This window comes from Sedimentitalea nanhaiensis DSM 24252 (genome assembly GCF_000473225.1).
Classification (GTDB): Bacteria; Pseudomonadota; Alphaproteobacteria; order Rhodobacterales; family Rhodobacteraceae; genus Sedimentitalea; species Sedimentitalea nanhaiensis.
In genome coordinates, this window is the sequence record NZ_AXBG01000002.1 from 1 (window position 1) to 12767 (window position 12767).

12 protein-coding genes are annotated in these 12767 nt (G+C 63.2%); 10 read left to right on the forward strand and 2 right to left on the reverse strand.

Annotated elements, in window-relative coordinates; genetic code table 11:
• Window positions 1-285: 285 nt before the first annotated feature.
• Window positions 286-657: a DUF1428 domain-containing protein gene (locus NANH_RS0100230; RefSeq protein WP_027260251.1), complete on the reverse strand. Its 372-nt coding sequence runs from the start codon at window positions 655-657 to the stop codon at window positions 286-288.
• A 59-nt stretch (window positions 658-716) separates the two neighbouring features.
• Between NANH_RS0100230 and NANH_RS0100235 the strand changes: the two genes are divergently transcribed.
• The 4 genes from NANH_RS0100235 to NANH_RS0100250 are packed head-to-tail and all read left to right on the forward strand — an operon-like array spanning window position 717 to window position 2683.
• Complete coding sequence (locus tag NANH_RS0100235; protein WP_027260252.1) at window positions 717-1370, forward strand: TetR/AcrR family transcriptional regulator; 654 nt, start codon at window positions 717-719, stop codon at window positions 1368-1370.
• Between the two features lie 3 nt (window positions 1371-1373).
• On the forward strand, window positions 1374-1856 hold the full coding sequence (locus NANH_RS0100240; protein ID WP_027260253.1) for a VOC family protein: 483 nt from the start codon (window positions 1374-1376) through the stop codon (window positions 1854-1856).
• On the forward strand, window positions 1849-2385 hold the full coding sequence (locus NANH_RS0100245) for a GFA family protein (protein WP_027260254.1): 537 nt from the start codon (window positions 1849-1851) through the stop codon (window positions 2383-2385). Before NANH_RS0100240 ends, NANH_RS0100245 begins: the two co-directional genes overlap by 8 nt.
• On the forward strand, window positions 2378-2683 hold the full coding sequence (locus NANH_RS0100250) for a DUF6958 family protein (RefSeq protein WP_027260255.1): 306 nt from the start codon (window positions 2378-2380) through the stop codon (window positions 2681-2683). Before NANH_RS0100245 ends, NANH_RS0100250 begins: the two co-directional genes overlap by 8 nt.
• Window positions 2684-2772: 89 nt before the next feature.
• Here NANH_RS0100250 and NANH_RS0100255 read toward each other — a convergent pair whose 3' ends face one another.
• The gene (locus tag NANH_RS0100255; protein ID WP_027260256.1) at window positions 2773-3789 is read right to left on the reverse strand and encodes an alpha/beta fold hydrolase; all 1017 of its coding nucleotides are present in this window, start codon (window positions 3787-3789) and stop codon (window positions 2773-2775) included.
• Window positions 3790-3838: 49 nt separating this feature from the next.
• On the opposite strand from NANH_RS0100255, the gene NANH_RS0100260 reads away from it, so the two are divergent.
• The 6 genes from NANH_RS0100260 to fdhF all read left to right on the forward strand — a co-directional run bounded on the left by NANH_RS0100260 (window position 3839) and on the right by fdhF (window position 12765).
• Window positions 3839-5425 (forward strand): winged helix-turn-helix domain-containing protein, encoded by a 1587-nt coding sequence (locus NANH_RS0100260; protein ID WP_027260257.1) that lies wholly within the window; start codon window positions 3839-3841, stop codon window positions 5423-5425.
• A 408-nt stretch (window positions 5426-5833) separates the two neighbouring features.
• Window positions 5834-6880: an IS630 family transposase gene (locus tag NANH_RS27670; protein ID WP_074920786.1), complete on the forward strand. Its 1047-nt coding sequence runs from the start codon at window positions 5834-5836 to the stop codon at window positions 6878-6880.
• Window positions 6864-7754, forward strand: a complete 891-nt coding sequence (locus NANH_RS0100270) for a LysR family transcriptional regulator (RefSeq protein WP_027260258.1) — start codon at window positions 6864-6866, stop codon at window positions 7752-7754. Before NANH_RS27670 ends, NANH_RS0100270 begins: the two co-directional genes overlap by 17 nt.
• 87 nt (window positions 7755-7841) lie before the next feature.
• Window positions 7842-8318, forward strand: a complete 477-nt coding sequence (locus tag NANH_RS0100275; protein WP_036049044.1) for a formate dehydrogenase subunit gamma — start codon at window positions 7842-7844, stop codon at window positions 8316-8318.
• Window positions 8315-9832: a formate dehydrogenase beta subunit gene (locus NANH_RS0100280; protein WP_027260260.1), complete on the forward strand. Its 1518-nt coding sequence runs from the start codon at window positions 8315-8317 to the stop codon at window positions 9830-9832. The genes NANH_RS0100275 and NANH_RS0100280 overlap by 4 nt, the downstream gene beginning before the upstream one ends.
• A complete protein-coding gene (gene fdhF / locus NANH_RS0100285; RefSeq protein WP_027260261.1) occupies window positions 9829-12765 on the forward strand; it encodes a formate dehydrogenase subunit alpha in 2937 nt (978 codons plus the stop codon). Before NANH_RS0100280 ends, fdhF begins: the two co-directional genes overlap by 4 nt.
• The last annotated feature ends 2 nt before the right edge of the window (window positions 12766-12767 follow it).

Genomic DNA, 12767 nt, shown 5'->3' on the forward strand with positions numbered 1-12767 from the left:
CGTCGAATGATCTTGGCCCCCGTCAGCAGGCGGGGGTCTTTTGCGTTGCGTTGTGGTGTGATCTTGGGCGAGGAGGGTTTCAGGGTGACCTATCGGCGGGCAACCTGAAGGCCACCCGCCGACAGGCCCGGCGCTTCGCGCGGATGGGCATTTCATGCCCGGACGCAGAGACAGGCAAGCGGTGTTCATGGCGAACAATGCTATTCGTTGCAAATCGTATGCACTGTCACACTGCGGGGGGAAGCAGCCGCTCGCGATGACTAATCGAAAGTCAGCTTCCTTTGATCAGGCGTCGAGTTCGACCACAGGTGAGAAGCCGCCGTAGATCATCCGCATCCCGTCAAACGGCATCGGATTTTTCTCGGGGTTGATCCGCTCGTCGGATTTCGAGGCCTCTTCCATTTTTGCGCCGCAGGCATCGCGCGTGGCCTTGTCCGGCCATTCGACCCACGAGAACACGACCGTCTCGTCGTCCCTGGCCTGCACGGCCTTCCGGAAATCGGTTTGCTTACCGTCGCGCACATCGTCGCCCCAGCATTCCCGGACTCGCAGTGCGCCCTGATCCATGAAGAAGCGGTTCGCCCGGTCGGCGTGTTCGGTGAAAGTCTGCTTGTTCGCGGTCGGCACCGCGAGAATGAAGCCGTCGATATAGCTCATGATCTGTCTCCCTAGTTTGTTCTTTACTACATACCGACCGACCGGTATGTATGTCAACCATGCCAAGACCGACCAAACAATCCCCCGAGCGCGGCGATGCGCGCACCCGCCTTCTGGAAGCGGCCCGCGACGTGATCCGCCAGAAAGGTTTCGCCGCAACGTCCGTTGACGACCTGTGCCAATCGGCCGGGGTCACGAAGGGCGCATTCTTTCACCACTTCAAAACGAAAGATGCCCTTGGTGTCGCAGCCGCGAACTATTGGGCCGAGACGACCAGCGCGCTGTTTGCGGGCGCACCCTATCACAAACCCGACGATCCGCTGGACCGGGTGCTGGCCTATCTGGATTTCCGCAAGGGGATCATCGGTGGCGAGACCTTTGAATACACCTGCCTCGTCGGCACCATGACGCAGGAGGTGCATGACAGCGCCCCCGCGATCCGGGACGCCTGCGCTGCCAGCATCTTCGGTCATGCCGCCACACTGGAGGCCGACATCGAAGCGGCCAGAGCGCAGCGAGGGATTGATGCCGAATGGACAGCCGAGAGCCTTGCCCGCCACACGCAGGCGGTTCTTCAGGGTGGGTTCATTCTCGCCAAGGCCACCGGAGACTCGGACCTCGCCCGCGAGAGTGTTGATCACTTGATCCGCTATGTGCGGGGCCTGTTCGGTCTTGATGTCGAACCACAAACCTCAACAACAAGGGAGAATTGACCAATGGAACATGCCTCAAAAGTGCGGACCTGCCTTTGGTTCGAGAAGGGCGGACACGAAGCAGCCCAAGACTACGTGAAGCTCGTGCCGGACAGTCGGATCGAGGCGGTGCGCGAGAACGGCCAGCCGGACGATCCTATGATTGTCGAGTTCAACTTGGCCGGTGCGCCGATGATGATCCTGACGGGAGGTCCGCATTACAAGCTGACGCCCGCCGCCTCGATCTCTGTGCTGACAGAGGATCAGGACGAAACTGATCGGCTCTGGGACGCGCTGACCGCGAAAGGCGGCGAACCGGGGCGCTGCGGATGGGTCGTAGATCGCTTCGGCGTATCCTGGCAGATCGTGCCAAAGCGGATGCCGGACCTGCTGGCCAGTGACGATCCGGGCGTGGTGGGCCGTGTGAGCGAGGCCATGATGCAGATGGGCAAGATCGACATCGCCGCCCTCGAAGCCGCCGCCGAGAAGGAGCCAGCGCATGGGTGAGACAACACAAATCGGATGCGCCTGCGGTCAGACCCGCCTCGAAGTCGAGGGCAAGCCAATCGAAAGCGTCGAATGCTGCTGCACCTCTTGCCGCGAAGCGGCGGACCGAATGCAGCGCCTTGAGGGCGCCCCGCAAATCCTCACGGATCACAGCACGACTGCCTTCGTCATGTATCGCAAGGACCGCGTGCGTTTTCTGTCCGGCACCGACAACCTGGCCGGGTTCCGCCTGTCCCCCGAAGCCCCCAGCACGCGGGTGATCGCCACCTGCTGCAACACGCCAGTCTATCTGGAGTTCAAGGGCGGGCATTGGCTGAGTCTTTATGGTGGGCTCTGGCCGGATGGCACAAGGCCTGCGCCCACGATGCGCACGATGGCCTCCGACCTACCCGAAGGGGCCACGCTGCCGGACGACATTCCCAACGCGAAGAAACAGAGTCTCGGGTTCTTCGCGAAGCTGTTCGGAGCGTGGGTCGCCATGGGGTTCCGCAACCCGAAGACGCCAACCACGGGAGAGATCAATGTCTGATACGGACGAGAAGATCGAAATCGAAAGCATCACATCGCCGAACCACGTCCAGCGGGTGAACAAGGCGAAATTCATCGCCATGCGGGACGCCTTGCTGCCGGTACTGCCGACCGAGCCTCCCGGCATGAGTGTCGCCGAGGCCAAGGCTGCGCTGCTGCCGAACCTGTCACAGGAGCTGTTTCCGGGCGGCGAGAAGGCCGGATGGTGGCTGAAGGCAGTGCAGCTCGACCAAGAGGCCAAGGGTGTAATCGAACGCGGCGGCAAGGCGCCGGTGCGGTTGTTCAGGACGGGGCGATAACGGTGGTTTTTGCCCGTGGCAATAACGGTTGAGTTTTGGCGCATCCCTGCGTGGCCCTGTCGTATGGAAAACACCGGTCCTTCAACCTTTCAGCGAAGCAGGTTCAGTACGTAGGTGACCATATCCGCGAACTGTTCCGGAGCGCGCATCGGTATTCCGTGGTTTGCTCCCGGGACGTTGATCGTCAATGCGTTGTCCAGGCATTCCGACACCCGGTCTGCCATCATCACTGTGTCGATATGGCTTTCGCTTCCCTCCAAGATCACAGCAGGGGCTGTGATCGCGCCGAGGTCTTCGCAAGTGACTGGCAGCGGTGCCATCGCGCCATAGGCCGGAATGGTCTTGCTGTTGTCTTGCCAAATCGTGGGCCAGGGCAGGGGTGCGTCCGCTGCCGATCCTTCGGGCATCAGGAACGCGCCTTCCATGAACCGCATCGCTGCACCATTGAGATCACCCTGCTTCGCGAGGCCCACGGCCGGGGCGAAGACGGTGCGGACCTTCTCCTGCATGGCGCGCTTCCCGCCCGGCAGTTCCGACAGCAATGGGAAAAGAATGGGCTCGTAGTGGATCGCCGCACCAAATAGTTCGGGTCTGCGCATCACCGCGTGCAGGCCGATTTCACCGCCATATGACCAAGTCACCAGGATCGCTGGGGTCCCGTTCCCTACGGTTTCCGTCAAACGGATCAGATCCGAAACATGCGTATCGCGGTTGAAATCTTTCGGCAGTCCGATCGGCGCATCACCGGGGCCGAAATGCCGTTGGGTGTAAGAGACCAGTCTACGGTCCGGCACCTTCTCGGCCAGCGCATCAATAACCCCGTCCCAGACTCTGAGATCGGACAGGGCTCCGTGAACGAAGATAACCGGCGCGCCCTCCCCCTCGATGCGGACATCGACCGCGCGGCCGTCGATGTCGAGGGTCTCCGCATGCAGGCATGTCGTGATCAGGGCGAGTCCTGCAGCGGCAAGGCTCCACGCGATATTCGATGTTATGGTCATGCGATCCTCCTGTGACTGGTTATTCGACCGTTCCGCGGAACCGCCTTTCATGTCCTGAAAGTTCGATGAAATCTGCCCGATATCGTCCGACGTTCCCTTCTGCATTCGGCCCCGACCGGATTAGGATTGCCGCACGCGCTGAAAAGGGGGCCGCATGGAACCTGATCAGGTCAGGATCGGAGCGTTCAGCTTCGACGTTGCTACGGGTGTAATGTCAGCCGGGGACGGTCAGTCAGTGGCCCTGCGTCCCCAGACCGCGGCGGTCCTGCGAGACCTTCTGGCGCATCGCGGCGATGTCGTGAGCCGGGAAGAGATCATGTCTCGCGTATGGCCGACGACAACCGTGACCGAAGACAGCGTGACCCAATGCATCCGCGAAATCCGTGCGTCCCTCGGCGGGGACGGGCACAGGCTGCTGAAGACGTTTCCCAAGCGGGGCTACATGCTGGAAACGTCCGACGTCCAGATCGTGGACGACAAGAGAAGGGGCCGTTGGACGTGGCGGGCGCGGATTGCGCTCACCGGGTTGGCGGCTCTGGCTGTCTTGGCCAGCGTTTTGCTGTGGCCCCGCGCGGCGCATCGGGACGAACGTCCGGTGATCGTCGTCTCCGCGTTTCTCGATCTCTACGACTCCGAAAAGTGGTCACGGATCGGTCATGGATTGGCGGACGAGCTTTCGGCGGCGCTTGCGCGCAACGACTGGCTCGATGTCCGGCAGGCCGCGATGTCCGATGTCGACGTGCCCCGGGACGCCTACATGCTTAGCGGCACAATCAGCGCCGCCCCCGAAACGGTGCGCCTGACCGCCCGACTGACGGACGGAACCGGGGGGCGGATCGTGTGGTCTGAGGTGTGGGAAGGCCCGGCCGACGAGGTGTTTGCCATGCAAGCCGACCTGCTGGAAAAGGTGGAGGCCACAATCTCGCCTGCATGGACGGGTGTGGTCGCCCAAGATACGCTCGGGAAATTGGATGCGTCTCCGGGTAACTTGGGTGCATTCGACCTTTATTTGCGCGCCATCGAGCAGAAGCACCTGTTCACGCCCGAAGGTCTCGCGCAGTCGCAGGCCTTGCTCGAGCAGGCGTTGGCTCTCGACCCGGAGTACGCGCGCGCATGGACTGCCCTTGCGGTCGTTCATCTGTTGCAGATGGAGGGCGCACGGACAGTCGAGAGTTTCGAGGATCACCTGTCGCGCCGTATCACCGCGACGGAAAACGCCTATCGTTTGTCCCCCAACGATCCGGAAACGCTGGTTCAGGTCACCTTTCTGATGGGTCGTGCTGGGGATCATGCCGCCGCCGAGGCCGCGTTGCGAAAGGCGGCAAGGCTTGGGCACAACAATCCGGACATTCTGGCACAGGCGGCCTGGGGTGGCGCGCGTCGCGTCCCCGTCGGGGAGGATGCTATCCAGTGGGCCCTGCGTGCATATGAGCTGAACCCAGCGCCGCCGCCCTGGTACAACGCGGCGCTGGCAACCGCTGCCTTCTATGCAGAGGACTACGACATGGCTGCGGGTGCCTACGCATTGGCGCCGCCCGTCACGGAAGTCCTCTATCGTCACGCGGCGACAATGGCAGCCCTTGATGACGTGGCATCTGCCGCCACCTTGCTGGAGCGTGCAAACGCACACCTTCCCGAAGGTCTGAGCATCGCCGACCTGGAGGCCGCGGACGGCGCGACCTATCCGCCCTATGTATCCCGGCTGACCGCATTGCTCGACAAGATAGACAGCCTCCACTGACGGCGGCGACCCCGAGGTTCGGACCAGCGGTCGTCGACTACCGAATCGCAAAGCCCATCGCGCCGCAACTTTCAGGAACCAGTTCTCAGGCGCGATGCGCGCTCTCTAAGCTTAGCGGTCGGCAGGTGTGCAGCGAATGGCGGGAAGGCACCCGAACACCGGACATAACCCCCCTGACAAAACCTGTGCGCCAAAAACGGTGGATTCCGCCGGTGGCAAAAACGGATGAGTTTTGCCCGCTGAACGGCGTCAGCAGACCTTCACCGATGAGCTGACCATTGTCCGCAGCGCGGGACTTTGCTGCCTTTCACTGCAGACGCCGCCTAAAGCGTTTCGGTTTGAACTTGAATCGCGGGGTATTCCCTTGAGACATCAGATGTGATTCATCTTTTTTTGGGAGGATGGATCATGTCAGCACCTTTGCCAACGGCGCTTCGGACGCGGTTTCAGAGATTGATTGAGGAAGGGTTAAGCGGTCGTGCGGCGGCGTTGCGTCTGAAGGTGTCACCGGTCACGGGCGCGCGATGGGGACATCAGGTGAGGATCAAGGGCCATGCGGAACCGGCCCGCCAGGGACCGCCGCGCGGCAAGGGAAAGCTGGCACCGCACCAGGCCTTCCTTGAGGAACTGGTCGCGCAGGCCCCCGACATCACGCTCTTCGAGTTGCGCGATGCGCTGACCGATGCCGAGGGCGTGCGGGTGCATCATTCCTCCATCGCCAATCTGCTGTCCCGACTCGGGTTCAAGTATAAAAAAAATTTGCTGGTCGCCACCGAGCGCCGTCGCGCCAAGGTAAGGCAGCAGCGCGCGGATTGGTTCAGACATCGGCTGCCTGCCATTGCGGGCTTGCCCGAACGCGTTGTCTTCATTGACGAAACGGCAGTGAAGACCAATCTGACCCATCTGCGCGGCAGGGCGCAGCGGGGTGAACGCCTGACAATGGACGCACCCTTTTGGCAGCTGGGGCACGCAGACGCTGATCGCGGGTCTGACCCAGGACGCGCTGATCGCGCCATGGGCCATCAAGGCGCGATGGATGGCCCTGCTTTTGCCGCCTACATCCGTGAAATTCTGGTCCCCGAGATCGCCCCCGGCACAGTCGTCATCCTCGATAACCTGGCCACGCATCGAAACAAGGAGGCCGCGCAGGCCTTGCGCGACCACGGCTGCTGGTTCCTCTACCTGCCGCCGTACTCGCCCGATCTGAACCCCATAGAGCAAGCTTACTCAAAGCTGAAAGCACACCTGCGAAGGATCGGCGCCAGAACATTCACCGAGGTCTTCGGGGCCATCGGATCACTCTGCGATCTCTACGACCCAAAAGAGTGCCGGATATGTCTCAGGTTAATGTCGAAAAGCTTTAGAGAGGCCCTTGTAGGCACGACTAGCGTCCATGCCAGTGGTGCCAAATTTACTTCGGACCTGAAAAGTTTTCTCCATGCTCGATCAGCTTGAAATGTTCATTGCTCTTGCCAAGCTGCAGCACTTTGGCAAGGCGGCCGAAGAACTTGGCATCACGCAACCAACCCTGTCGACCCGGATAAAGAACCTCGAGGAACAACTCGGCGTCAAGCTGGTCTTTCGCGGCTCCAAGTTCGGCGGTCTGACGCCCGAAGGGCAGAGCGCGCTGGTCTGGGCGCGCCGCATAACCGCTGACGCCCGCCAGTTGCGCGAGGAGATGCGATTCAGCAGGAACGGCCTCACGGGACAGCTGCGCGTCGCGGTCATCCCTACCGCTCTCACATGGGCCGCGCAGCTCTCGGCCAAATTCAGCGAAAGCAATCCCAACGTGCGCCTGACGCTGCTGTCGCGCACTTCGATCGAGATCCTGTCGATGATAGAGAATCTCGAAGTCGATGCCGGCATCACTTATCTTGACAACGAGCCGACCGGACGGCTCAGCACCGAGCCGCTCTACCGCGAGAAATACATGCTGATTTGCAGCGAAAGTTCGGCCTTTGCATGCCGCGATTCAGTCGGTTGGGACGAGTTGGGCAGCGAGCGGCTGGCTCTGTTGACTCCCGAAAACCAGAACCGGCGCATCATCAATGGCCATTTCCGGGACGCGGGCGTCACGCCCGATGCATGGATCGAATCGGATTCGGCCGTGGTTCTGGTGGCCAATGTCGAACAGGGCGACTGGCTGACGATCCTGCCTGCCGATATCGCCCGCTTTCTCAGCCAGGGCAAGGCACTGCGCCTGGTGCCGCTGTCCGGCAATATCCGCCACCCCACCGTTGGCCTCGTCGCGCCCTACCGCGAGCCGCACACACCTACATTGCAGGCACTTCTGAAGCAGGCTGCAAGGCTTTCGGAAGGTTTTGATTGATTTTATCAATCGGTTGACGGTATTGTGTTATTGATAATACAATAGAGCGGCAGCTACCCTTGCGGCAACATAGCCAAAAGGTGAGCCATGCAACCAACGCCGCCCATCCCGACCGATGACGAGATCGACGCGATCCTCATGCCGCACAAGGGGCGCGAGGGTCCGCTCTTGCCGATGCTGCACGGGTTGCAGGCTGAATACGGCCATATTCCCGCGCCCGCCATCTCGCGCATCGCGCATATCATGAACATGACCCGCGCCGAAGTGCATGGCGTGGTGTCGTTCTATCACGATTTCCGCGAAAAACCTGCGGGCCGGCATGTGGTCAAGATCTGCTGCGCCGAGGCGTGCCAGTCGGTCGGCGGCGACGTCATGGTTGAGGAGACGCTGGCCAAGCTGGGGTTGGACTGGCATGCGACCACCCCGAACGGTGCTCTGACGGTCGAGCCTGTCTATTGCCTGGGTCTTTGTGCCTGCGGGCCGGCGGCGATGGTCGATGGCAAGGTTGTCGGGCGTCTCGATGCCCCCCGGCTTGAGCGTATTCTAACGGAGGCGGGCGCATGAAGATCTATGTTCCGATGGACAGCGCCGCCAAGGCGCTGGGGGCCGACGATGTGGCGGACGCGATCCGCCGCGAGGCCGAGGCGCGTGGCCTCGATGTGACGCTGATCCGCAATGGCTCGCGCGGGATGATCTGGCTCGAGCCGCTGGTCGAGATCGACCGCGGCGATGGCCGCGAGGCATTCGGCCCAGTCAGCGTGGAGGACGTTCCTGCGCTGTTCGATGGCCGGATGGACTGCCTTGGCGCGGTCGAGGACATTCCCTTTTTCGCGCGCCAGACGCGCCTGACCTTTGCCCGCTGCGGCGTGATCGACCCGCTGGACCTGGCCGATTATGAGGCGCATGGCGGGCTGGCCGGTCTGCGCCGCGCAATCGCCATGACCGCGCCCGAGATCGTGGCCGAAGTCACGGACAGCGGCCTGCGTGGGCGCGGCGGCGCGGGCTTTCCCACCGGGATCAAGTGGAAAACGGTGATGGAGGCCGACGCGCCGCAGAAATACATCGTCTGCAACGCCGACGAGGGCGACAGCGGCACCTTCGCCGATCGCATGATCATGGAGGGCGATCCCTTCACCCTGATCGAGGGCATGACAATCGCCGGTCTCGGGGTCGGGGCGACCCGCGGCTATGTCTACCTGCGGTCGGAATATCCCGACGCCATCACCGTGATGAACGAGGCGATCCGCATCGCCCGGGCCAAGGGCGTGCTGGGCGGCGATATCCTCGGCTCCGGCCGCGCCTTCGACATGCAGGTGCGCGTGGGCGCTGGCGCCTATGTCTGCGGCGAAGAGACGTCGCTGCTGAACTCGCTCGAAGGCAAGCGCGGCGTCGTGCGGGCCAAGCCGCCGCTGCCCGCGCTCGAAGGGTTCCTGGGGCGTCCGACGGTCGTCAACAACGTCATAAGCCTCGCCACCGTGCCGGTGGTACTGGAGAAGGGCGCGCAGCATTACGCCGATTTCGGCACCGGCCGCTCGCGCGGGACCGTTACCTTGCAGATCGCCGGCAATGTCGCGCGCGGCGGGCTCTTCGAGACGGCCTTCGGCATCACGCTGGATGAGGTCGTGAACGATCTGGCGGGCGGCACACGCACGGGCCGTCCGGTCAAGGCGGTGCAGGTCGGCGGCCCCCTGGGCGCCTATATCCCGGTCGCCAATTTCGACGCGCCGCTCGGCTACGAGGAACTGGACGCCAAGGGCGGGCTGCTGGGCCATGCGGGGCTGACGGTCTTCGACGACAGCGCGGACATGCTGCACATGGCGCGCTTCGCGATGGAGTTCTGCGCGGTCGAATCCTGCGGCAAATGCACCCCCTGCCGCATCGGGTCGGTCCGAGGGGTCGAGACGATCGACCGCATCGCGCGCGGCGACGCGGACGCGATCCCGCTGCTCACCGATCTGTGCGAGACGATGACCGACGGATCGCTCTGCGCGCTCGGCGGCTTTACCCCGCTTCCGGTGATGTCGGCCCTCACCCATTTCCCCGATGACTTCGCCACCCAGAAGGAGGCAGCGGAATGAAGGATTTCATCATCCCCACATCCATGGACGACCGCGACATGGGCACCCCGGCCCGGCAGGGCGCGCCCGTCACCCTGACCATCGACGGGTTCGAAGTGACGGTGCCCGAAGGCACCTCCGTCATGCGCGCCGCCGCCGAAGCGGGCATCCAGGTGCCGAAACTCTGCGCATCCGACAACATGGAGGCGTGGGGCTCGTGTCGGCTGTGTGTGGTCGAGATCGAGGGCCGGCGCGGCACGCCCGCCTCCTGCACCACGCCGGTGGCCGAAGGCATGGCCGTGCGCACCCAAAGCTCCAAGGTCAAGAAGATCCGCAAGGGTGTGATGGAGCTCTACATCTCGGACCATCCGCTCGACTGCCTGACATGCAGCGCCAATGGCGATTGCGAATTGCAGGACATGGCCGGCGCGGTCGGCCTGCGCGACCAGCGCTACGAGAGTGGGCGCAACCATTACGACCCCTTGGGGATCGGCACACTGGCCGCGGGCGACATCCGCGCGCGCACTCGCGATACTGCGGAGGACTTGGGCAACCCCGAATACATCCCGCAGGACCAGTCGAACCCCTATTTCACCTATGATCCCAGCAAATGCATCGTCTGTTCGCGCTGCGTGCGCGCCTGCGAAGAGGTGCAGGGCACCTTCGCGCTGACCATCGAGGGCCGCGGGTTCGAAAGCCGCGTGTCGGCGGGTGCGGCGGGCGATGATTTCATGGCCTCCGACTGCGTCAGCTGCGGCGCCTGCGTGCAGGCCTGCCCCACCGCGTCGCTTCAGGAGAAGTCGATCATCGAACTGGGCACGCCCGAGCGTTCCGTCATCACCACCTGCGCCTATTGCGGCGTCGGCTGCTCCTTCAAGGCCGAGCTGAACGGCGACGAGCTGGTACGCATGGTCCCCTACAAGCACGGCAAGGCCAATCGCGGCCATAGCTGCGTCAAGGGCCGCTTCGCCTATGGCTACGCCAATCACAAGGACCGCATCCTCAGCCCGATGATCCGCGACCGCATCGACGAGCCGTGGCGCGAGGTCAACTGGGACGAGGCGCTGACATTCGCCGCGCAGCGGATGCGCGGCCTTCAGGAGCGGTATGGCAAGAAGTCCATCGGCGTCATCACCTCCAGCCGCTGCACCAACGAGGAGACCTACCTGGTGCAGAAACTGACCCGCGCGGTCTTCGGCAACAACAACACCGACACCTGCGCGCGCGTGTGCCATTCGCCTACGGGCTACGGGCTGGGCCAGACCTTCGGCACCTCCGCCGGCACGCAGGACTTCGATTCGGTCGAGGATACGGACGTCATCATCCTGATCGGAGCGAACCCGACCGACGCGCATCCTGTCTTTGCCAGCCGCATGAAAAAGCGCCTGCGCGCCGGGGCGAAGATCATCGTCATCGACCCGCGCAAGATCGACCTGGTGCGCTCGGCCCATATCGAGGCGTCGCACCACTTGCCGCTGCGCCCCGGCACCAACGTCGCCGTCGTCTCGGCCCTCGCGCATGTGATCGTCACCGAAGGGCTGATGGACGAGGCGTTCATCCGCGAGCGCTGCGACTGGGAAGAGTTCAGCGAATACGCCGAATTCATCAGCGATCCGCGCCACAGCCCCGAGGCGACCGAGTTGCTGACCGGCGTGCCCGCTGCCGATCTGCGCGAGGCCGCGCGCCTTTTCGCCACCGGCGGCAATGGCGCGATCTATTACGGCCTCGGCGTGACCGAGCACAGCCAAGGGTCCACCACCGTGATCGGCATCGCCAACCTTGCCATGCTGACCGGCAATATCGGCCGCCGCGGTGTCGGCGTGAACCCGCTGCGCGGACAGAACAACGTGCAGGGCTCGTGCGACATGGGCAGCTTCCCGCATGAGTTGCCTGGCTATCGCCATGTCAAGAACGACGACGTGCGCGATATCTACCGGGAGGTCTGGGGCGTCGAGATCGACAACGAGCCGGGACTGCGCATCCCCAACATGCTGGATGCCGCGGTCGAAGGCACCTTCAAGGGTCTCTACTGCCAGGGCGAGGATATCCTGCAATCCGACCCCGACACCAAACACGTCGCCGCCGGCCTCGCCGCGATGGAGTGTGTCATCGTGCATGATCTCTTCCTCAACGAGACGGCGAATTACGCGCATGTCTTCCTGCCGGGCTCGACCTTCCTGGAAAAGGACGGCACCTTCACCAATGCCGAGCGGCGCATCAACCGCGTCCGCGAGGTGATGAAGCCGCTCAACGGCTATGCCGACTGGGAGGTGACGCAGCTTCTGGCCAACGCTATGGGCGCGGGCTGGCACTATACCCATCCCAGCCAGATCATGGACGAGATCGCGCTGACCACCCCCAGCTTCGCCGGCGTGTCCTATGACGTGCTGGAAGAGAAGGGCTCGGTCCAGTGGCCCTGCAACGAGGCGCATCCCGAAGGCACGCCGCTGATGCATGTCGATGGCTTCATGCGTGGCAAGGGGCGGTTCATCGTCACCGAATACGTGGCGACCGAAGAGAAATCCGGCCCGCGCTTCCCGCTCTTGCTGACCACCGGGCGGATCCTGTCGCAGTATAACGTCGGCGCGCAGACGCGGCGCACCGCCAACAGCGAATGGCATCACGAGGACCTGCTGGAGATCCACCCGCATGATGCCGAGCTGCGCGGCATCAAGGACGGGCAATGGATCAAGCTGGCGTCCCGCTCGGGCGAGACGACGCTGCGCGCGAAGATCTCCGAGCGGATGTCGACCGGCGTGGTCTACACGACCTTCCACCACCCCGACACGCAGGCCAACGTCATCACCACCGACTATTCGGACTGGGCCACCAATTGCCCCGAATACAAGGTGACGGCAGTGCAGGTCTCGCACTCCAACGGTCCGACCGACTGGCAGGAGGCGTATAATGCGCAGGCGGCACAATCGCGCCGCATCCTGCCAGCGGCGGAATAGCG

Bases quoted from the DNA above. Each gene is read 5' to 3' on its own strand.
- NANH_RS0100280 (WP_027260260.1), top strand. From the start codon at position 8,315: ATGAAGATCTATGTTCCGATGGACAGCGCCGCCAAGGCGCTGGGGGCC.
- NANH_RS0100255 (WP_027260256.1), bottom strand. From the start codon at position 3,789: ATGCAGAAGGGAACGTCGGACGATATCGGGCAGATTTCATCGAACTTT.
- NANH_RS0100245 (WP_027260254.1), top strand. From the start codon at position 1,849: ATGGGTGAGACAACACAAATCGGATGCGCCTGCGGTCAGACCCGCCTC.
- NANH_RS0100250 (WP_027260255.1), top strand. From the start codon at position 2,378: ATGTCTGATACGGACGAGAAGATCGAAATCGAAAGCATCACATCGCCG.
- fdhF (WP_027260261.1), top strand. From the start codon at position 9,829: ATGAAGGATTTCATCATCCCCACATCCATGGACGACCGCGACATGGGC.
- NANH_RS0100230 (WP_027260251.1), bottom strand. From the start codon at position 657: ATGAGCTATATCGACGGCTTCATTCTCGCGGTGCCGACCGCGAACAAG.
- NANH_RS0100240 (WP_027260253.1), top strand. From the start codon at position 1,374: ATGGAACATGCCTCAAAAGTGCGGACCTGCCTTTGGTTCGAGAAGGGC.
- NANH_RS0100275 (WP_036049044.1), top strand. From the start codon at position 7,842: ATGCAACCAACGCCGCCCATCCCGACCGATGACGAGATCGACGCGATC.
- NANH_RS0100260 (WP_027260257.1), top strand. From the start codon at position 3,839: ATGGAACCTGATCAGGTCAGGATCGGAGCGTTCAGCTTCGACGTTGCT.
- NANH_RS0100235 (WP_027260252.1), top strand. From the start codon at position 717: ATGCCAAGACCGACCAAACAATCCCCCGAGCGCGGCGATGCGCGCACC.
- NANH_RS0100270 (WP_027260258.1), top strand. From the start codon at position 6,864: ATGCTCGATCAGCTTGAAATGTTCATTGCTCTTGCCAAGCTGCAGCAC.
- NANH_RS27670 (WP_074920786.1), top strand. From the start codon at position 5,834: ATGTCAGCACCTTTGCCAACGGCGCTTCGGACGCGGTTTCAGAGATTG.